Below are 18,069 nucleotides of genomic sequence, written 5' to 3'. Positions count from 1 at the left end.
TCATCACCTCAGGAAGGTGTCAAACCTCGTGTAGGGTGTTATCTCGCCGGCGTAGTTGGTCAGCATCATCTTCCTGACCTCTTCGAGGTCGTCCGTGTGGCCGAGAACCCACATCAGCTTGACGTAGGCAGTTTCCGGAAGCATGTCCTCACAGGGTATCGCTCCGGCCTTGAGGAGCTTCCTGCCGTTGGAGTAGACGTTGAGGTTCACCCTCCCGTAGAGGCACTGGCTGGTGACACATACGGCGACTCCCTCTTCAACGGCCCTCTCCACGTGCGGTATGAAATCCTGAGGAACGTGGCCGAGGCCAGTTCCCTCTATGACTACCCCCCTGTAGCCCTTGTCGACCAGGAAGTCGAGTATCTCGCCGCTTATTCCCGGGTAAATCTTGAGTATTGCGACCTTCTCCTCTATCCTGTCATCAACCTCTACCTCGCCTTCACTTCTCCTCCTGTAGTCGTCCCTGAGGAGCTCTATTCTGTCCTTCCAGACCTTGGCTATCGGGATGTCGTTTATGCTCCTGAAGGCATCTCTCCTGCTCGTGTGCATCTTCCTGACCTTGGTCCCGCGGTGCGCTAAACAGTAGGTGTCGCTCGTTTCTCCGTGCATAACCACCATCACTTCCGCAACGTCGCTGGTGGCCATTTTGACGGCGCAGGTGAGGTTCATGGCAGAATCACTGCTCGGCCTGTCTGAGCTCCTCTGGGCGCCGACCAAAACGACGGGCTTGGTAAGGTTCCTGAGCATGAAGCTCAGGGCCGAGGCGGTGTAGCCCATTGTATCCGTTCCGTGTGCGATGATAACACCATCCTCGCCGGAGTTGAGGGCCTTTGCCACCTCGTGGGCTATCCTCTTCCAGTATTCGGGCTTCATGTCCTCGCTGAGGATGTTCATGATGAGCTTTGGCGTCACGTTGGCCATCTCAAATATCTCCGGGACGGCCTTGGCGAGCTCTTCGGCCGTGAAGGCCGGGTGAACTGCCCCAGTCTTGTAGTCTATCCTGCTCGCTATCGTTCCACCGGTTCCAAGAATGGTAACGTTCGGGAGGCCCTCCTTCCTCGGGAGGACTTCCTGGAAAGTCATCTTCGGCTTTTCAGCGGCATTCTCAAGAACTTCGACCCTCTCGATTGCATCTATAAGGATTCCGATGTTGTAGCCGTTGTCGAGCTTTATGGTCAGCGTTTCGCCCGGCGAGAGCTCGTAGGGCGGCATTACAAGGCCCTCAAAGGTCAAAAGCTCGTCTCCATCTCTCTTGATAACCCTGATTAGGTCTCCAACCTCAAGACCGTGCTTTTTCATGAACTCCTCGATTTTCCTACTCATTCCCATCCCCTGCCCCAGTTTGTTGTAAACTATAAAACGCTTGTGAATTGACTTTTAAGGTGTTTGGACATAATTATCGAGGGGGGTTTGATGGAGCTGAGAGAAATTGTTGAGGGCATAAAAAGAGCTTTAGACGAGGCAGATGCCGCCAGGGAAGAGGCGCTGAGGATCACGCGGGAGGTAGTGAGGCTCAGCGGAGACGCAGTTAAGGCCATTCATAGGGATGACCTTGAAACGGCAAGGAAAAGGCTCGAAAACGCCCAAAAGCTGGTGGAAATGCTCAGGGAAAGCCTGAAACCGTACCCAATGCTCTACTACTCCGGCTACGTGCAGAGCGCCCATCAGGAGTTCGTCGAGGCTACCCTTTTGCTAGCTTATAGGGAAGGAAGGGAGTTCCCATCGCCCTGGGATCTGGGCGTTCCGGAGGCGGACTATCTGCTCGGCCTCGGGGATTTCATAGGCGAACTCAGGAGGCATTTTCTCCTGCTTCTCCTCAGGGGAGAAATCGGTGAGGCCGAAGGGGTGTATCATTTCATGGAAGAGCTGTACGAGGAGCTGATGACCCTTGAATACCCCAAGGGGCTGGTTAACATAAGGACGAAGCAGGATCAGGCAAGGCACGTCCTTGAAAGAACTCTCGAGGACTTGACCAGGGCAAAACTGAACAAAGAGCTCGAAGAAAAGCTGGAGGCGGCGCTGAAAGATGGATTTTGAAAAAATAGCCCAGATCCAGATGAAGCTCGCTAAGAGGGTTGTTGAGAGGCCCCTTGATATCAGCACCGTGAAAACCGTTGGTGGAGTCGATGTTTCATACAAAGGGGGAAAGGCAAGGGCGGCCTTTGTGCTATGCTCTTTTCCCGAATGCAGGTTTTTGAAGTTCAGGATAGTTGAGACTGAAGTTACCTTCCCCTATGTGCCGACTTTCTTCTTTCTCCGCGAAACCAAACCGGCCATAATGGCAATAGGCAGAGAAAAACCCGGCGTGCTCCTCGTTGAGGGGCATGGGAAGGCGCATCCAAGGGGCTACGGCCTGGCCTCTCACATCGGTCTCGTCCTGAATATTCCAACCATTGGCGTCGCGAAAAAACTCCTCAGGGGTTCTCCACCCGGTTCCTGGGTTAAGGTCGGAAAGGCCTATGTGAGCGTTGGACACCTTGTGGATCTGGCTTCGGCGGTGGAAATAGTTAAGGCTTTAAGCCCTGAGGGTTATCCCCAACCGCTCAAACTTGCGGACAAGCTCTCGAAGGGTGCCTGCTATGGACAAAACAATAGTGCTTGTGAAACTTGCTGAGGAAGGAGCAATAGGTGAGGAAAAGCCGATCTCTCTCAGAGAACTGGCCAGAAAACTCGACACTTCACCCCAGACAATTTTCAGGGTTTTAGAAAGGCTGGAAAATGAGGGAATGATAATACGAAAAGTCAGGGGCAGGAGAACTTACATTGAGCTAACCGAGAAGGCCGTAAGTTTTCTCGAGGAGCTCTACGATACCCTGGGAAAAGCCCTCTACGGGGGTTTTCTCGTTGGGGAAGTTATCTCTGGCCTCGGGGAGGGGGCTTACTACGTCCAAATCTACAGGGAGAGAATCAGGGAGTATCTGGGCTTTGACCCCTATCCCGGGACGCTGAACGTTAGGCTCCTGTTTCCGAGGACAGTTTTCGACGCCCTGTACAAAGTAAAGCCCGTCTTGATACCCGGCTTTGTTAAGAACGGCAGAACCTTTGGCGATGTAAAGGCTTATCGCATTCGGATTGATGGACTGGAGAGTGCAATAGTTATCCCGTCAAGAACGGTTCATCCTGCAAACGTGGCAGAAATAATTGCGCCCGTGAAAATCCGGGAAAAGCTAGGCTTAAAGGATGGAGACCGAGTTAAAATCACCATAGTCTGAGGGGATTAGAATGGAAGGGAGAGAGTTGGGATTCAAGTTCCTCACAGGAGCGGGAGTTGGAGGATTTCTGGCGTTTTTATTCGTGATAGCATTCTTTCCGATAAGCATTTCCCCCTGGTTTTCAGTGACGGTGCTTATAGCTGGGAGCGTTGCCGGTGGCGCGGTTTTCATCTTAATTAAGAAAAACTTCGTCTCATCGTCAATTTCCTATCTGTCGGGTCTCGGAACTTCGTTTGCAATCGTTTTGACCAGTTTGTTAGGGGTAGATCGCGTGACTACACTGGCCTTTGCCTTCATGGCGGTGTCGCTTGTTCCACTCTATGTGTTCAAACCGGTCTCGCTACTCGATGCGGTACTCGTTGTCGTTGATTACCCCGGCGGAATGATTACAGTACTTGGGCTGGCAGGTGCCTCTGGAATGCTCACGCTCGAAGCAGGATTTATGATCCCCTTTATTGCGCTTATCGGTGCTTTTAGTGCCCTTACTATTGCGGTTGTCTTGTATCTGCTCCACGTTAAAGTCAGTAACATTAAACCTAACCTTAAACCTTAAATAATCCAAGGAGAAAAATTAGGAGGTGATCAAAATGGTCATGAGGCTCTCGAAGATTTACGGAAAACAGATATACAACACAAGGGGGAACTATGTTGGATACGTCGATGAGGTTCTAATCGAAATAGACGAGGGAAGGGGCAGAGTAATTGCTCTCGCGCTCCCCGGAGAGAAAGTAGGAATCCCCTATGAACGCGTTCTCGCTATAGGAGATATAATACTGGTCAAAGCAAAGGAGGAGTGATTACTTTTTCTCTATCTTAAACCTTGGCTCTTCTATCCATTCCGACTTACACCTGGGGCACTTGGTGGGTATCTTTATCTCGGGCTTGAACACGAAGCCGCAATTTTTGCACTCTGCGGGCTTTATAAGGAGAACCTTTCCTTCCCTCTTAAGTATTCTTTGGATTGCCTTCAGATCTTCAAGGACTGCCTTAGTTGCCCCTTTTCCCCTGAGATCAAGTAGCCTTGCAAGCTCGCTGGGGGAATAATCCCTCTCCTCCAAAAGACTTATTATGCGCTGCCTCCGAGTCGCCATCAGAGAAAGTTCAAGGGGCAAGATAAAAACCTTAGGGTGAGACCATGATCGTTGAAACGGCCAGTGAGGTCTTAGAGAAACATAAACTGTGCAACCACTGCCTTGGAAGGCTCTTTGCAAAGCTCGGGAAGGGAACCAACGAGGAACGGGGAAAAGCTATAAGGTTCGTTCTCAACATGGAGCGTTCCAGAAAAGGGTTGTCCCCCATCGGTGAGCCAGAGGAATGCGAGCTCTGTGGCAACGTCTTTGACAGGATTCCCGAGCTCGTTGAGAAAATGAAGAAAGCCTCCGAAGGAATTGAGTTCGATACCTTTCTCGTCGGCTCCCGTTTCCCGGAAGAGGTAAGGAGAAAAGAGGAAGCCCTTTGGGAGGAGTTTGGAATAGAGACGGGAGAACCTATAAACCGCGAATTCAACCGAGAACTGGGAAAAGCCTTCGGTGTTGAGACGGGCAAAGATACCTCCAGAAACCCGGACGTTGTCTTTATAGTTGAGCCATACTCGGGAGCAATCGAACTCCAGATAAATCCCATCTACATCTACGGCCGCTACAGAAAGCTCGTCCGCGGTATTCCTCAGACGCCCCTTCCGGAATTCGAGGACAGCGTTGCCTCGATAATCTGCCGCGTGGTATCAAGGGCTTTCGATGGAAAGTGCATCTTTAAAGGGGCCGGAAGGGAGGACGTTGATGTTCGCATGCTTGGCAACGGCAGGCCTTTCATAGTTGAAGTCAAAAGGCCGAAGAGGAGAAAGGTGGATCTGAACAAAATAGCAGGGGAAATAAACGCGAGCGGCAAAGTGGAGGTTTTAGACCTCAGCTTCGTCTCGGCAAAAGAGGCCGAGGAGGTTCTCACGAAGAACCACAGGAAGGAATATCTCGCGCTGGTTTTTGTAAAGGACGGAGTAACCCCTGAGGAGGCAGAAGAAGTTGCCAGAAAGCTTAGGGGCCTGGAAATTCACCAGAGAACACCATGGCGCGTTAGAAAGGCCAGAGCCGATAAAGTAAGGGTGAAAAAAGTTTACGAAGCTCAAGCCAGGTGGATTGACGATACACACTTTGAACTCCACCTCGTGACCGATGGGGGCCTTTACATCAAGGAACTCATCTCAGGGGATAAAGGCAGAACCAAGCCCAGCGTGAGCGATCTGCTCGGAAAATCCGCCTGGTGCGAGAGACTTGATGTTCTGAACATACTAGATGAGTAAAGAAAAATTTCAGACAAAATGAGTAATACTAACCATCAAAAAGCTTTTAATATTTCTAACCGTTTAAAATACGGTGATGTGAGTGAGGAAACTCCTGCCCTTCCTTGTGGTTTTAATGCTCTCGGAACTTGCAGGTGCATCAATCGTTCTACGAGTGCCGGACAACGGGACTGTCACTTATCCCTGGGTTATCGCTGGCATTGGAACAGATGGGAGAGAAGGATTTATCATCGTGACACCCTTCAACGTCACTTCCAATGGAAAGCCGCCGTCCCCTGGGGCCCTGGTTCTTGACATCGGAGAAAACGGCTCTCTCCGCTGGGTAAAGAGTGCTAGAGGGGCTTCCTTTTATCCGTCTCCGGAGATACAGTACGCGATCGCCAACGGCTCGGTTGTACTGGTCGGAAGAAGCGACTTCGGAAACCCCACTGACCTGTGGGTGATTAGACTTGACCATGATGGAGAACTGCTGTGGTCGAAGGACTATAACCTGGACATCGGCTCGGGGTGGATAACGTTCGTCGATGACGTTAGCATGGCAGGAAACGAGACCATAATAGCGACCCACGTGGAGTATTACTCCTCGGGAACATACTCCTCGAGGCCTCTGCTCATTGTCCTCGATGGGAATGGACGGGTTCTATGGGCGAGGCAGTACTGGCTCATCCACGGTCCAAGGGAGCTCTACAGCGCCGCTGCTGGAAAACTCGAAGATGGTTACTACCTGATACTCCACGATAATCATGGAGAATACTACTACCTGAACCTTGGGCAGAATGGTGAGATAAAAGATGCCTTCCGATTCCAGACCCGCCTAAAGAATTCCCGCCTAAAGAATTTCTTCGTTAAATCCGCAACAAGCGCTGGAAAAACCCTCTACTTCCTCGGTGGTTCCTCGAACGGTACCGTTCTGGGGATGATCCTCAACGGGGAAGTGCTCTGGTCAAGGCTCTACACGCTCACCCCGAAAGGGACGTGCCGCAGGCCAAGGGAAGAGAATGCGTCTTTAGTGAGCGTCGCCACTTACTCAACGGAGCCATCGGACTCGCTCGTCTTCTCCAGGGGTTATCTGTTTTTCCAGCCGGCAGTCTCAAGGGAGTTCAATCTAACCTGCGATGGGCTCAACAGGGTTTATGCAGTCATAAAGACGGACGGCATGGGAAACGTCCTGACCAAGTTTGCGGCCGTTGAAAACACCACCAAGTTTGGAGTGTTCATGAACCCCAAGGGGCTGGCCATTAATGGCGATTCCTTCATTGCGCTCTGGAGTCTGAGCTACACGAACGGGAGTTTCGTCAGGTTTAGGGACATTGTCCTTATCTCTGAATTCGGGAAGAGTCCCCAGGGAAGTCTTAAAGCCTATCCAATCGAAGTTACCACGAACCTCGCTGGTGTTACCCTTGTCCATGATGGAGAGTTTGAATCGAGAGTTGTTGCCTTTACCACGGCGGACTTACCTCTGAAGGTGGAGAAAGCCGGGATGCCCCCATTTCTGGCCGTTGAGACCCTAAAGGATAAGCACGAGGAGAAAATCTGCGGACCCGGAGTGGTTGTGCTAGTTGCGCTGTTTACACCCTTAGTCTTGGCCTCGGTGAAAAATTTATAAACGCTATACCGGAGGGACTTACTGATCCCGGGCAGGGTTAGTTGGTAAACTGGGCGAAAAGAGATTGCCCGGGATTCTCGATCCGGTTTCGAGCTCTAAATGGGTGCTAAAACCCCTGCGAGGTGGTTGATATGGTTAAGAAGGCACACAGCTTCAGGAAAAAGACGAGGGGGAAGCTCAGCAAGCACCCCCGGAGGAGGGGCCTTCCTCCGCTCACCAGGTTCCTCCAGGAGTTTGAGGTCGGGCAGAAGGTTCACATCGTCATAGAGCCCAGCTACCACAAGGGTATGCCCGACCCGAGGTTCCACGGCAGGACCGGGACCGTCGTCGGAAAGCGCGGAGATGCCTATATCGTCCAGATAACCGACGGCGGGAAGGTCAAGACCTTCTTCATTCACCCGGTCCACCTCAGGCCCCAGAAGGGATGAGGGATGATAGGCAGGAAAAAGCTGGAAGAGCACTACATAACGCTCGCAGAAGCCAAGGAGATACTGGAAAGACGACACGCTGAGGGGATGGAGAAAGGATCCGAGGAATCCATGCCCTACGAATCCAGGGTTAGTCTCGAACATGCAGAGCGCTTTGCAAAGCTTAATCCGGAGCAGGCCAGGGAGCTCAAGGAGAAGCTAATGGGTCTCTTCGACTGGATCGACGAGAGGCTTGCTGCAAAGATAGTCGATCTGCTTCCAGAGGATTACTTCGACGTACGTGTGATATTCGCCAAGGAAGAGTACATGCCCAGCCCGGAGGAGGCCGAGGAGATAGTAAAACTGGTTGATGAGTACAGACCGGTTGAATGACCCTTTTTCTATTTTCCTTCACAAACTATAAAAACTCTGGAAATCACTATTTCTTGGGGGAGAGAAGATGGACAGCTACAGGAGGCACTCCTACAGGGAGAGTATTCACAAAAAAAAGCATACAAAGGAGTATGAAGAGTACGCCTACGTACTTGATTACCTCCCAGAGGGTTATACTGACTTAAGCACGGGAAGAAGAAGCGGAAAACCCGTCGCTCAGGTTATAGGGGAAAAGGCATTTACATTACTTGAAGTCACGCCAAAGGACGACCTCATGCTCTACGAAAGGGTCTTCATTGGAAAGGGAGAGCGGGACAAGATACTCATGATAAACAAAAAGATATCATACGATGATCTTACCGCCACCGCAAAGGCCGAGCTCCCCTACGTCGTTAAGGAGATAGTGAAGAACAACGAGGAAAGGTTTGTCAAGTTCTTCAACATCGCTCCTCCAATAACGAACAGGCTCCACAGCCTTGAACTCCTGCCCGGAATAGGAAAGAAGCTCATGTGGGAGATCTTAGAGGAGAGACAAAAAGAGCCCTTCAAGAGCTTTGAAGACTTGAAGCACAGGGTAAAGGGCCTTCACGATCCATGCGAGATGATAGCAAAGAGGGTTGTGGAAGAGCTCCAGGGAAAGGATAGATACTATCTTTTCGTCGGCCCCAGGAGGCTATTCAGAGAATGAGGGATCGCCTCTTCTTTCTAATTTCCAAATATAACTTGAGGCCAAACCGTGACCTGGGACAGAATTTTTTGATAGTCCCTGATATAATCGAGAGAAACGTTGATAGAGCGGAGCTCTCGGAGAGCGACACCGTCCTGGAAATTGGGCCAGGTTTGGGAATCCTTACCGACGAACTCAGCAAGCGCGCCGGTAAGGTCTTTGCAATAGAGAAAGACCCCAGGATCGTCGAGATACTCAAAAGGGAATACTCCTGGAGCAACGTTGAGATTATTGAAGGAGACGCAATGAAGGTGGAGTGGCCGGAATTTAACAAAGTGGTCTCGAATCTGCCCTACCAGATATCCTCGCCGGTCACGTTCAAACTCCTTAACTACGAGTTTGAGAAGGCGGTACTGATTTATCAGCTTGAGTTCGCCGAAAGAATGGTTGCCAAACCCGGAACCAGAAACTATTCCCGGCTTTCCCTCATGGTCAGGGCAAAGGCCAGAGCGGAGCTAGTCGAGAGAATCGGCAGGGGTGCCTTCTGGCCAAAACCGAAGGTGGATTCTGCAGTCGTGGTTCTCGAGCCAAAGCCCAGATCGGAGAGGGTAGAACTTAATGAAAACCTGACCAAAGCCCTTTTCCAGCACAGAAGGAAGAAAGTGTACGCTGCGCTAAGAGATTCGAGACACATGATCGGTCTGGACAAAGAGACCTTCCGCAGGAACAGGGAGATAATTCAAAAAGTTCCCCACTCTGAGAAGAGAGTTTACGAGCTTTCGCCGCTTGATGTCCTAGATATTCAGGACTACCTCCTTGAAAACGGCCTTCTCTATGAAAAAGGCAGCCAAAAAAAGGGAAAAGTTTAAATTGTCGGAAACAAAGAGACTCCGGTGATGCTCATGATCGAGGTTGGCGAATACAAGGTCAAGGAGGGCCTTTATTACACCAAGGACCACGAATGGGCCCAAGTTCTTGAGGATGGAACTGTTCTCGTCGGAATAAGCGACTACGCCCAGAAGGAGCTCGGCGATTTGGCCTACGTCGAGCTTCCGGAGGTTGGGAAAGAGGTAAGCAAGGGCGACGTCCTCTGCGAGCTCGAGAGCGTTAAGGCCGTCAGCGAGGTCTACGCCCCGGTCAGCGGTGAAGTCATTGAGGTAAACGAAGCCCTTGAAGACAGCCCCGAGCTTCTCAACGAGGACCCCTACGAGAACTGGATTGCCAAGATTAAACCCAGCAACCTCGAGGAAGAACTAAAGGAGCTCATGGATGCCGAGACTTACGCCAAGTACCTCGAAAGCCTCTGAGGAAAGGTTAAGTAGTCCTTTTTCCTATTCTTCTTGGTGGTTTTCATGAAGGTTCTGAAGGAGTGGGACGTTAAGGTTAAGCTCGTGAAGACCAAGAGGGGAGCGATCCTCCACATGATAGAGCTTGAGCCGGGGCACTTCTACCTCGAGCAGAACCCTCTGAAGGATTCTAAGTATGGGGTTGCCTACAGGAAGATAAAGGAGAACTTCCCGGAGTTCTACATGTTCTGGGAGATAAAGAACAACCGCTACACCGGTAGGCTCCTAGCAGGGGCTTTCCTCGAAAAGAAGGAGATAGACGACTTTATAACACTGTTGGCACAGACTGAGGACTTCAAGAAGTTCGAGGAAATACTTGAGGAGATTGAAGAGCTTGAGGAGTGAGCTCGGTTCTCTTTTTTCATCATTCTTATGTCAGATACCCTAGAGGTCGTCATCGCTCGTTCTATTCTCTCCAATAAAGGTTAAAAGAGTAGCGGCTCGGTCAGTATACCCCTCATCACGGTGCCGCGCGAAATGCAGTTTCAGCTACCGTGAGGCTCCTCATCGCCATGACTTGAGGTACGTCACTCTAAAGTTGCCAGGACATTATTATAAGCACTCTCTATCTCAGAGGCAACGACTTTCCAGGAGTATTTCCTTTCGACGGCCTTTCTCCCGGCCCTTCCGAGTTCCTCTGCTAGCTTTTCATCATCCAGAATGGCCTGAATGGCCTCTTTAAGGGCCAGCTCGTCACCAGGCGGAACCAAAAGACCGCTTCCGCTCTCCTTAACGACCTCTGGAATCCCGCCAACGTTGGTGGCCACCACTGGAATCCCCGAGGCCATGGCTTCGAGGATGACTATGCCAAAGGCCTCTGCCGTTGTGGAAGGAAGTACAAAGACGTCCGCCATCCCGAAAAGCTTGGGAAGAGTATTCCCGGGCACGTAGCCGGTAAAGATGACCCTGTCTTCAATTCCTAAGAACTTCGCCTGCGCCTTCAGGAAGGGCAGCATCTCGCCCGAGCCTACCATTACAAGGGTTACGTCATCAACCTCCTTGGCAAGGTTCTGGAAGGCGTTGAGGAGGACGTGGGGACCCTTTCTGAACGACATCCTGCTGACGTACAAAACAACGCGCCCTTCTATCCCGAGCTCTTCCTTCACGCGCTCCTTTTCCTTTTGGCTGAGTGGCCTGAAGACCTCGTCGTCAACACCGTTTGGGATTACCCTGACGGGGACGCTGGTAAAGTGTTCTATGAAGGCCTTGGCGGCGTTGCTGACCGCTATTATCTCGTGGGGAAAGCTCAGGTAATGGCTGAACAGGGGAAAGGTTAAGCCCAGGGCCTTCCAGAGGGACGATTCGTGGGAGAATGAGATGCTGTGGGTCGTCAATAGGGTAGCCTTTCCGAGGTTCCGTCCGGCCTTCACAGCTTTCAGCGACAGCGGGGTGAAGGCGTGATGGGCATGAACTACCTCAAAGTCCCTGAGGAACTCCCCAAGCTCAAGGTTGGACTTCAGGCTGTAGGTGATGTTTATGCCGATTATCGGGCTTACCGCTCCGGGAACTTTAACGAGTTCAATTCCCAGTTCCTCAAGCTCCTCCTCCTTTCCGGTCTTGAGGTTGTTCGTGACTATGGCAACCTCATGGCCCCTCTTTCGAAGGTGAACCGCGAGGTGGTGCATGTGGCTGGCCACTCCACCCACCTTTGGATAGTACCAGTCGCTGACGAGGGCTATCCTCATGAACTTCCCCCCGCCAGAAGGAGCACTACGGTCATTGCCGCATCAAAGGCACGGTGTGCAGTTCTGGAGTCAATACCCAGGCCCCTCTTGACCATCACTAGGGATGAGACAACGGCCATGGGTGGGGTGAGGGTGTAGAGGACGATTCCAATGGCGATGAGCGAGAAGATATCCACGAGAGCCTCGCTCTTTCCCTTACCGATTACCACGGGCGTTGTCCTGAGTCCGGCTTTTAGATCGCTCTCATAGTCCCCAAGGTGGTTCCTCAGCTCAAGTGCGAACGAGTAGAATGTTATGGCAGTTGCAATCCATACTTCGGTTTGCGAAAGGCTCCCATCGACCAGCGCACCGTACAGGAATGGCAGTCCGCCGAAGAAAAGCCCGTGGGAGAGGACATCGACAACAGGCCTCGCCTTCAGCCTCGGCGGGGCGGAGTAGATGGTCGCCAGGGCCGTCATGACAGTGTAAACCGCAAAGGCCTCGCGGTTGAGGGTAAATGCGAGAGCCATTCCAGCCATTGCGAGGAGAGCCGACAGTGCCAGTCCCTCCTTCAACGTCAGCTCTCCGGACGCTACAGGGTTCTTACGGGTCTTAAGAGGGTTTAGAGAGTCCGTATCGACGTCAAAGCAGTTGTTTATCGAGAACGCGTACCACACGAAGAGAACACCCGCTATAAGCGCCGTTATCAATTCATCTTGCTCGGTCTCCCGGAGATTCATCAGCAGGGCCAGTCCTATTAGGGCAACGTAGGCCCTTCCCTCGAAAGGCCTGAGGTTCTTAATTACAGCTGAAACCGATGCCATCTTTTTCACCGTCTCCCCCTTGAGGAAAACGTTATAAGCCTTTCCACTAATCCGTGAATAGGTATGAAAGAAAAATTTCAGAGGGAGAGAAATGGAAGACGCCCTCCGGATCCTCGCGAGAAGTTTGAAATTCTTTGAACTTGGAGAAACGGAAATCAGGATTTACTCCCTTCTTCAGCGGGAGTCACTGACGCCAAGGCAGATTGCAAAAGCTTTAGGCCTGTCGGAGAGAATCGTCAGGGAGAAGCTGAAGCACCTCCTCGAGCTGGGTCTGATTGAGAGAACGCTCGTGAACAGGGGGTGGCTGGGCTACGTTTACCACGCCAAGGCTCCCCAGAAGGCCCTTAAGGAGCTTTTAAGCCGCATTGAGTCCACGCTAAAGGCGCTGGAGAACGAGGTTCAAACGAATCTGAAAGGATAAGTTCTAGTGCTTTCAACGGAAGCCTTATAACTTCTGCTCCAGTAGTTAACTACTGAGGTAGTAGTTATGTACTTCGATACCCGCCCGAAGAGAAAAAAGGAGGATCTGTACGACAGGGAAAAAGAACTGAGCGAATTTGAAAGGTCTCTGAAGTCTGGAAATCCCCTAACTGTCATCACAGGGATAAGAAGACTCGGAAAGACCTCCCTTCTCCTCGTCGGCCTAAACGAACTTGAACTTCCCCATATTCTCGTTGACTTTAGAGGGGTAAACCCGAACTCCCGTATGGACGTCTACAAGAGAATAGAGAGCGCTATCAACGCGTTTTTCCGCGAGAACAGGGGTATCTGGGAGGAAGTCAAAGAAAATCTCAAAAACATCTCCGGCCTGAGAGTTCTCGGATTCGGGGTAAGCTTCTCTTGGAAGGAGGAAAAGACCGACCTAATAGCCCTCTTCAGAGAGCTGGAGAAATACAACGTCGTCTTGGCCTTTGACGAGGTTCAGTACCTCAGGGGGCCGGTTGGAAGTGAGTTCGCTGGTTTAATAGCCCATCTCTACGACTACTCCGAGCTAAGAATGGTGATGACAGGGTCGGAGGTTGGCCTTCTCCACGACTACCTGGGCGTTGATGATCCAGAAGCACCACTGTACGGACGGTACTTCCACGAGGTAAGCCTCTCCCGCTTTACCCCAGAGCAGAGCAGGGATTTTCTGATTAAGGGCTTCGAGCAAGTGGGCATAAGCCCGCCGGAAAGTCTCATAGAGACGGCAGTTGAAAGGCTCGATGGAATAGTCGGCTGGCTCGTCCTCTTCGGGAGGAAAGCGGTGGAAAAAGGCCCCTCTGAGGGACTCATAGATGAAGTCTTTGAGGAGGCAAAGGCGCTCGCGATGAGTGAGTTCGAGAACTTTTTAGCGAAGAGAATAGCGGCTAAGGATCGGTACATCGAAATAATGAGGGCTGTAGCGAGCGGAAAGAGAACGTGGGACGGAATAAAAGAGCATCTGGAACGAAAGGATGGAAAAACAATAGCGGACAGCGTTTTAGCGAGGCTTCTTAAGGGACTTGTTGATTCCTCTTTCCTTGAAAAAAGAACTGAGGGCAGGAACGTTTACTACGTGATTCCTGACCCGATATTAGAGGCGTGCTTTAAGTAGAAAAGAAAAAAATGAAGCTCAGGCGTTCTGCCCTTCCCTCTTCTTCGTGAGGTACTCGTGGATGGCCTTGGCGGCTTTTCTTCCGTCACCCATAGCCAAGATAACGGTTGCTTCACCTCTTATCGCGTCTCCGCCGGCGAAAACTCCAGGAATGCTCGTCATCATGTTCTCATCAACGACTATTCTACCGCGCTCGACCTTGAGGCCGGGGGTGTTAATGATGAGCCTGTTCGGGTGCTTTCCGATGGCTATGATGACAGTGTCGGCCTCAAGGGTGATGTACTCGCCTGTGCCAACAATCTTCCTCTTTCCTCTCGCGTCCCTCTCTTCCAGGGCTTTCATCTTCTCGAACTTCACAGCCTTGACGTTGCCGTTCTCGTCGCCTATGAACTCCACCGGGTTGACGAAGAACTCGAACTTTATGCCCTCTTCTTTGGCGTGCTCGACCTCTTCTTCCCTGGCAGAAACGTCCTCCGGACCACGGCGGTAGGCTATTGTGACCTCCGCCCCAAAGCGCCTCGCGCTCCTCGCGGCGTCCATGGCGGTATTGCCCGCCCCAATGACGATGACCTTCTTGCCAACCTTAACTGGAGTGTCGTACTCGGGGAAGAGGTAGGCCTTCATGAGGTTGACCCTCGTCAGAAACTCGTTGGCCGTGTAGATGCCGTTGAGGTTCACTCCCGGAGCGTCGACGAGCCTCGGCGTTCCTGCTCCAGAGCCTATGAAGACTGCGTCGTACTCCTGGAGGAGCTCCTCGATGGTTACCGTCTTTCCAACGACGTGGTCCGTGAGTATTTTGACGCCGAGCTTCTTTAGCTTTTCAATCTCGCTCTCGACGATGCTCTTGGGCAGTCTGAACTCGGGAATGCCGTACATCAGGACTCCTCCGGGTTCGTGGAGGGCCTCGTAGATTGTAACGTCGTAGCCGAGCTTAGCCAGTTCTCCAGCGGCGGTAAGTCCAGCCGGACCGGCACCGATGATAGCCACCTTTTGTCCCTTCTTCTCTATCTTTGGCACCATCTCAAAGAGAAGCTCCTCGTCTATGCCGTGCTCCCTCGCGTAGTCGGCAACAAAGCGCTCGAGCTTGCCGATGTTTATCTTGTCTCCTACCCTGCCCATGACACAGTTCATCTCACACTGGTCCTCCTGCGGGCAGACGCGGCCAGTAGTAGCTGGAAGCGAGTTGCAGGTCCAGATGACGTTGAGGGCCTCTTTTACGGCCCTGTCCGGGTCATCGCGGTGCTCAACGAGCTTGCCTATAAAGCCCGGTATGTTAATGTGAACGGGACAGCCCTTGATACAGGGGGCATATTCGACCGGGCACTGGAGGCACCTTTCAGCTTCCTTCACCGCTAGCTCGAAGGTGTAACCTAGGTTGACCTCGGCAAAATCCCTAATCCTCTCCTCAGGGGGTCTTTCAGGGGTGGGAACGCGCTCCTTGATGAGCTTTCTTCTAACCGCCATCACTGCTCACCTCCCTGGGCCTGGAGCTGCTTGAGGTACTCCTCGAGGGCCCGCCTCTCCATGTCGGTGTAGAAGCCGACCCTCTTGATCAGCTCGTCCCAGTCAACCTTGTAGGCGTCAAACCCGGGCCCGTCTATACAGGCGAACTTAACCTCACCGCCGACGGTAACACGGCAGGAACCGCACATGCCCGTTCCATCGACCATAATCGGGTGGAGGTCAGCCTCCATGGGTATGCCGTAATCCTTTACAACATCGAAAACTGCCTTCTGGCCACCTGCAGGACCGACTATGAAGACCAGGTCCCAGTGCTCGCTCTCAAGGAGCTCCTTAACCTTGGCAACCGCCCTCTTAACAAGCTCTTGAGCAATCTCGTTCATTCCCCATCCGGGCTGAAGGTCAAAGCCCTCAACTATGTGCCTCGAAACGGCCTGCTCGAACTCCTCCTTTAGAATAACCATCGGGTTCGGTGAGACGTGGAGCGTTGTAACCTCGTTTCCGAACTCCTGCCAGGCCTTGGCTATAGGAAAGACCTCAACGGCACCAGTAATCAGGCCTATCGCGAGTATCTTGCCAAACTTTTTCATTGGGGCTGGGTTTCCAAGCGGGCCGGCAACGTTGAGAATCTCATCGCCGGGCTTAAGCTCGTTCGCCATTCTCATTGTAGTTTTTCCACGGACGAAGGTTATGAGGGTTATCCATCCCTCCTCCCTGTCCCAGGTGACTGGAGTTAGGGGAATCCTCTCGCCGTTCGGGAATGCCCTGACTATGACGAACTGCCCAGGCCGGACCTTCTTCGCCACGTGAGGGGCATGTATCTTGTACCAGACCTCGTTCATGGCGAGCTCCTTCTTGTCAAGTATCTTGTAAGGCATGATGAACACCTCCGTACATGAGCCCAAAGTTGGACATCTAAAGGTTCACAACATTGAGTGCTTATAAATCTGTTGTTAACCAAAGGTTAAAAAGCACAAAGTATCATCAAGCAAACCGAGAAAATGTTAAAAAAAGTTCGCAAAAAGTGATATCGGAGGGAACGCGATGGGAAGAGTACTATACTGGACATCTGTATCCATAGCCGCCATGGGGCTCTTTTGGCCTGTGTTGTATGGAAACGTGCCAGCGTTGAGAAAAATTCCGGGGGATCCTCTCGTTCAGGCTCTCATTATGATAGTTCTCTTCGGTGTACTGGCGTATTCTACATATGGAGAAGAAATTGAGAAAACTAGAGCTTCCTGAGGAAGGTTATATAGCCAGTATGGGCCAGCATTGTTGTCTTTGGTCTCATACAGTCCCTCTTTACCTCCTGTTCCCTGACGAGAACTTCGACGACCCTGGGTTTCATGAAGTGCTCCCTGTACTCCTGAAACGCCTGGAAGAAGCGGTGAACCTGGTTGGCGCAGGGAGTGTAAGCAACGAAATATCCTCCAGGACGAAGAACCTCAACCGCGTGAGGAAGAACCCTCTCCGGCTGGGGGAGATCAAGAACGATGTGGTCTGCACGGTCCTCGTCTATTCCCTCGTAGATGTCCTTAAGCTTTATCGTGACCCTGTCTGAGAAGCCGGCCAGTTCGACGTTTTTCCTGGCTATCTCGGCATGATCCTCTCTGACTTCGTAGCTGATCACCCTCCCGCTCGGCCCCACTATGTTGGCCAGGAAAATTGTGAGCGCACCACTTCCGGCTCCGGCTTCTATAACCGTGTCGCCGGGGGAAATTCCTGCGTAGGCTATTATTATGCCCGCATCCTTCGGGTGAACTATCTGAGGTCCTCGTCTCATCTTTGCTATTATGTCGTTGATGTCAGGCTTTAGTATCTTGAACTTTTCCCCTCGATGGCTCTCTATGGTGTCGCCGTAGTCCTTCTCATGGAGCTCTCCCAGATTGAGTATTCCCAGATCGGTATGAAATTCCCTGTTTGATATCGTGACCAGATACCTTTTCCCCCTCGGATCAACGAGAAGAACCTTTTCTCCTTCCCTCACTCCCCTTACCTCCTTTCAGGACTTTCAAGGTCTCACCATCGAGCAGAAGAACGTGGGTTGAGAGTTCTTCCAGAACCGCCACCAGCTCTCTCTCGACGGCTGAAATATTTAGGAAAGCTATCATAACCCAGTCTTCAACGGGAATGGCGACAGTTGCCTGGAGAATATCCTTAACGCCACCCTTGCCACGGAACAGCAGGAACTCAGAGAGGCCGAAGGTCACCACGAATCTGGGCTTTTCGGGAAGATTTAGGGCCTTTCTTATAGTCCAGTGCTGAACCTTTAGGAACTCGTCACCGTTTTGGGGTATTTTGTCTTCCCCCACTACGTTCCCGTAGCCCGGATTTCCAGGCCCGAGCTTGAAGACGTAAATTTTTCTTTTTGCCTTTATCAGGGGCCGATACTCAGAAGGGCTGGCCTTCCGAAGGTAGTTTCTGAATAGGACTCCACCTATTCCATACATGTCTACAACCATCAGTGGGCCGTCTGAAATAAGCTCGGGGATGATCTCCCCCCAGACCAGATCCTCGATTCTGGCCAGGGAGTTATACTCGATTAGAACCCGATCGCCCGGCTGAAGGAGTGAGAGTAAGACCTTGATGTTGTCTTCCTTCTGCATACTCCCACCAC

The 18,069-nt window shown here is 51.8% G+C and carries 24 protein-coding genes; 16 read left to right on the top strand and 8 right to left on the bottom strand.

Features of this window, described 5'->3' with window-relative positions; genetic code table 11:
• Positions 1-3: 3 nt before the first annotated feature.
• Complete coding sequence (gene gatD / locus A3K92_RS04495; protein ID WP_088885129.1) at positions 4-1,323, bottom strand: Glu-tRNA(Gln) amidotransferase subunit GatD; 1,320 nt, start codon at positions 1,321-1,323, stop codon at positions 4-6.
• 90 nt (positions 1,324-1,413) lie between these two features.
• On the opposite strand from gatD, the gene A3K92_RS04490 reads away from it, so the two are divergent.
• Genes A3K92_RS04490 through A3K92_RS04470 form a run of 5 tightly spaced genes read left to right on the top strand, consistent with a single transcriptional unit; the run spans position 1,414 to position 4,009 of the window.
• Positions 1,414-2,037 carry a translin family protein gene (locus A3K92_RS04490; protein WP_088885128.1) on the top strand — a complete coding sequence of 208 codons (624 nt, stop codon included), beginning with the start codon at positions 1,414-1,416 and terminating at the stop codon, positions 2,035-2,037.
• Positions 2,027-2,614, top strand: a complete 588-nt coding sequence (locus A3K92_RS04485) for an endonuclease V (RefSeq protein ID WP_088885127.1) — start codon at positions 2,027-2,029, stop codon at positions 2,612-2,614. The genes A3K92_RS04490 and A3K92_RS04485 overlap by 11 nt, the downstream gene beginning before the upstream one ends.
• Entirely contained in the window at positions 2,580-3,212 is a 633-nt protein-coding gene (locus A3K92_RS04480; RefSeq protein ID WP_088885126.1) for a DUF120 domain-containing protein, read from the top strand. Before A3K92_RS04485 ends, A3K92_RS04480 begins: the two co-directional genes overlap by 35 nt.
• 10 nt (positions 3,213-3,222) lie before the next feature.
• On the top strand, positions 3,223-3,765 hold the full coding sequence (locus tag A3K92_RS04475; protein ID WP_088885125.1) for a hypothetical protein: 543 nt from the start codon (positions 3,223-3,225) through the stop codon (positions 3,763-3,765).
• A 34-nt stretch (positions 3,766-3,799) separates the two neighbouring features.
• Positions 3,800-4,009: a PRC-barrel domain-containing protein gene (locus tag A3K92_RS04470; protein WP_088885124.1), complete on the top strand. Its 210-nt coding sequence runs from the start codon at positions 3,800-3,802 to the stop codon at positions 4,007-4,009.
• Here A3K92_RS04470 and A3K92_RS04465 read toward each other — a convergent pair whose 3' ends face one another.
• Positions 4,010-4,303, bottom strand: a complete 294-nt coding sequence (locus A3K92_RS04465) for a transcriptional regulator (protein WP_088886035.1) — start codon at positions 4,301-4,303, stop codon at positions 4,010-4,012.
• A gap of 44 nt (positions 4,304-4,347) precedes the next feature.
• Between A3K92_RS04465 and A3K92_RS04460 the strand changes: the two genes are divergently transcribed.
• From A3K92_RS04460 to A3K92_RS04425, 8 genes are all read left to right on the top strand, one after another.
• On the top strand, positions 4,348-5,508 hold the full coding sequence (locus tag A3K92_RS04460) for a tRNA pseudouridine(54/55) synthase Pus10 (RefSeq protein WP_088885123.1): 1,161 nt from the start codon (positions 4,348-4,350) through the stop codon (positions 5,506-5,508).
• A gap of 82 nt (positions 5,509-5,590) precedes the next feature.
• Positions 5,591-7,114 carry a hypothetical protein gene (locus A3K92_RS04455; RefSeq protein WP_088885122.1) on the top strand — a complete coding sequence of 508 codons (1,524 nt, stop codon included), beginning with the start codon at positions 5,591-5,593 and terminating at the stop codon, positions 7,112-7,114.
• Between the two features lie 131 nt (positions 7,115-7,245).
• A complete protein-coding gene (locus tag A3K92_RS04450) occupies positions 7,246-7,542 on the top strand; it encodes a 50S ribosomal protein L21e (protein ID WP_088885121.1) in 297 nt (98 codons plus the stop codon).
• A gap of 3 nt (positions 7,543-7,545) precedes the next feature.
• The gene (locus A3K92_RS04445; RefSeq protein ID WP_088885120.1) at positions 7,546-7,914 is read left to right on the top strand and encodes an RNA polymerase Rpb4 family protein; all 369 of its coding nucleotides are present in this window, start codon (positions 7,546-7,548) and stop codon (positions 7,912-7,914) included.
• Between the two features lie 67 nt (positions 7,915-7,981).
• Positions 7,982-8,602: a DUF655 domain-containing protein gene (locus tag A3K92_RS04440; RefSeq protein ID WP_088885119.1), complete on the top strand. Its 621-nt coding sequence runs from the start codon at positions 7,982-7,984 to the stop codon at positions 8,600-8,602.
• A complete protein-coding gene (gene rsmA / locus A3K92_RS04435) occupies positions 8,599-9,450 on the top strand; it encodes a 16S rRNA (adenine(1518)-N(6)/adenine(1519)-N(6))-dimethyltransferase RsmA (RefSeq protein WP_088885118.1) in 852 nt (283 codons plus the stop codon). Before A3K92_RS04440 ends, rsmA begins: the two co-directional genes overlap by 4 nt.
• A 33-nt stretch (positions 9,451-9,483) precedes the next feature.
• Positions 9,484-9,888 (top strand): glycine cleavage system protein GcvH, encoded by a 405-nt coding sequence (gene gcvH, locus A3K92_RS04430; protein ID WP_088885117.1) that lies wholly within the window; start codon positions 9,484-9,486, stop codon positions 9,886-9,888.
• A gap of 45 nt (positions 9,889-9,933) precedes the next feature.
• The gene (locus A3K92_RS04425) at positions 9,934-10,272 is read left to right on the top strand and encodes a DUF7132 family protein (RefSeq protein ID WP_088885116.1); all 339 of its coding nucleotides are present in this window, start codon (positions 9,934-9,936) and stop codon (positions 10,270-10,272) included.
• Positions 10,273-10,454: 182 nt separating this feature from the next.
• Here A3K92_RS04425 and A3K92_RS04420 read toward each other — a convergent pair whose 3' ends face one another.
• Together A3K92_RS04420 and A3K92_RS04415 are read right to left on the bottom strand one after the other, a co-directional pair.
• Positions 10,455-11,612 (bottom strand): glycosyltransferase family 4 protein, encoded by a 1,158-nt coding sequence (locus A3K92_RS04420; protein ID WP_088885115.1) that lies wholly within the window; start codon positions 11,610-11,612, stop codon positions 10,455-10,457.
• A complete protein-coding gene (locus A3K92_RS04415) occupies positions 11,609-12,415 on the bottom strand; it encodes a UbiA prenyltransferase family protein (RefSeq protein WP_088885114.1) in 807 nt (268 codons plus the stop codon). The genes A3K92_RS04420 and A3K92_RS04415 overlap by 4 nt, the downstream gene beginning before the upstream one ends.
• Positions 12,416-12,506: 91 nt before the next feature.
• On the opposite strand from A3K92_RS04415, the gene A3K92_RS04410 reads away from it, so the two are divergent.
• Both A3K92_RS04410 and A3K92_RS04405 read left to right on the top strand, forming a co-directional pair.
• Positions 12,507-12,836: a helix-turn-helix domain-containing protein gene (locus tag A3K92_RS04410; RefSeq protein ID WP_088885113.1), complete on the top strand. Its 330-nt coding sequence runs from the start codon at positions 12,507-12,509 to the stop codon at positions 12,834-12,836.
• Positions 12,837-12,902: 66 nt separating this feature from the next.
• Complete coding sequence (locus tag A3K92_RS04405; protein WP_088885112.1) at positions 12,903-13,991, top strand: AAA family ATPase; 1,089 nt, start codon at positions 12,903-12,905, stop codon at positions 13,989-13,991.
• An 18-nt stretch (positions 13,992-14,009) separates the two neighbouring features.
• On the opposite strand, the gene gltA is transcribed toward A3K92_RS04405, so the two are convergent.
• Positions 14,010-15,455 (bottom strand): NADPH-dependent glutamate synthase, encoded by a 1,446-nt coding sequence (gene gltA, locus A3K92_RS04400; protein WP_088885111.1) that lies wholly within the window; start codon positions 15,453-15,455, stop codon positions 14,010-14,012.
• Positions 15,455-16,330 carry a sulfide/dihydroorotate dehydrogenase-like FAD/NAD-binding protein gene (locus tag A3K92_RS04395; RefSeq protein ID WP_088885110.1) on the bottom strand — a complete coding sequence of 292 codons (876 nt, stop codon included), beginning with the start codon at positions 16,328-16,330 and terminating at the stop codon, positions 15,455-15,457. Before A3K92_RS04395 ends, gltA begins: the two co-directional genes overlap by 1 nt.
• 166 nt (positions 16,331-16,496) lie before the next feature.
• On the opposite strand from A3K92_RS04395, the gene A3K92_RS04390 reads away from it, so the two are divergent.
• A complete protein-coding gene (locus A3K92_RS04390; RefSeq protein ID WP_088885109.1) occupies positions 16,497-16,694 on the top strand; it encodes a hypothetical protein in 198 nt (65 codons plus the stop codon).
• On the opposite strand, the gene A3K92_RS04385 is transcribed toward A3K92_RS04390, so the two are convergent.
• Positions 16,681-17,439, bottom strand: a complete 759-nt coding sequence (locus tag A3K92_RS04385; protein WP_088885108.1) for a tRNA (adenine-N1)-methyltransferase — start codon at positions 17,437-17,439, stop codon at positions 16,681-16,683. The genes A3K92_RS04390 and A3K92_RS04385 overlap by 14 nt on opposite strands.
• Positions 17,408-18,058: a hypothetical protein gene (locus tag A3K92_RS04380; RefSeq protein WP_088885107.1), complete on the bottom strand. Its 651-nt coding sequence runs from the start codon at positions 18,056-18,058 to the stop codon at positions 17,408-17,410. The genes A3K92_RS04385 and A3K92_RS04380 overlap by 32 nt, the downstream gene beginning before the upstream one ends.
• Positions 18,059-18,069: the final 11 nt, after the last annotated feature.

It is taken from the genome of Thermococcus gorgonarius (genome assembly GCF_002214385.1).
GTDB lineage: Archaea > Methanobacteriota_B > Thermococci > Thermococcales > Thermococcaceae > Thermococcus > Thermococcus gorgonarius.
This window is presented reverse-complemented; position numbering and strand designations above follow the sequence as displayed.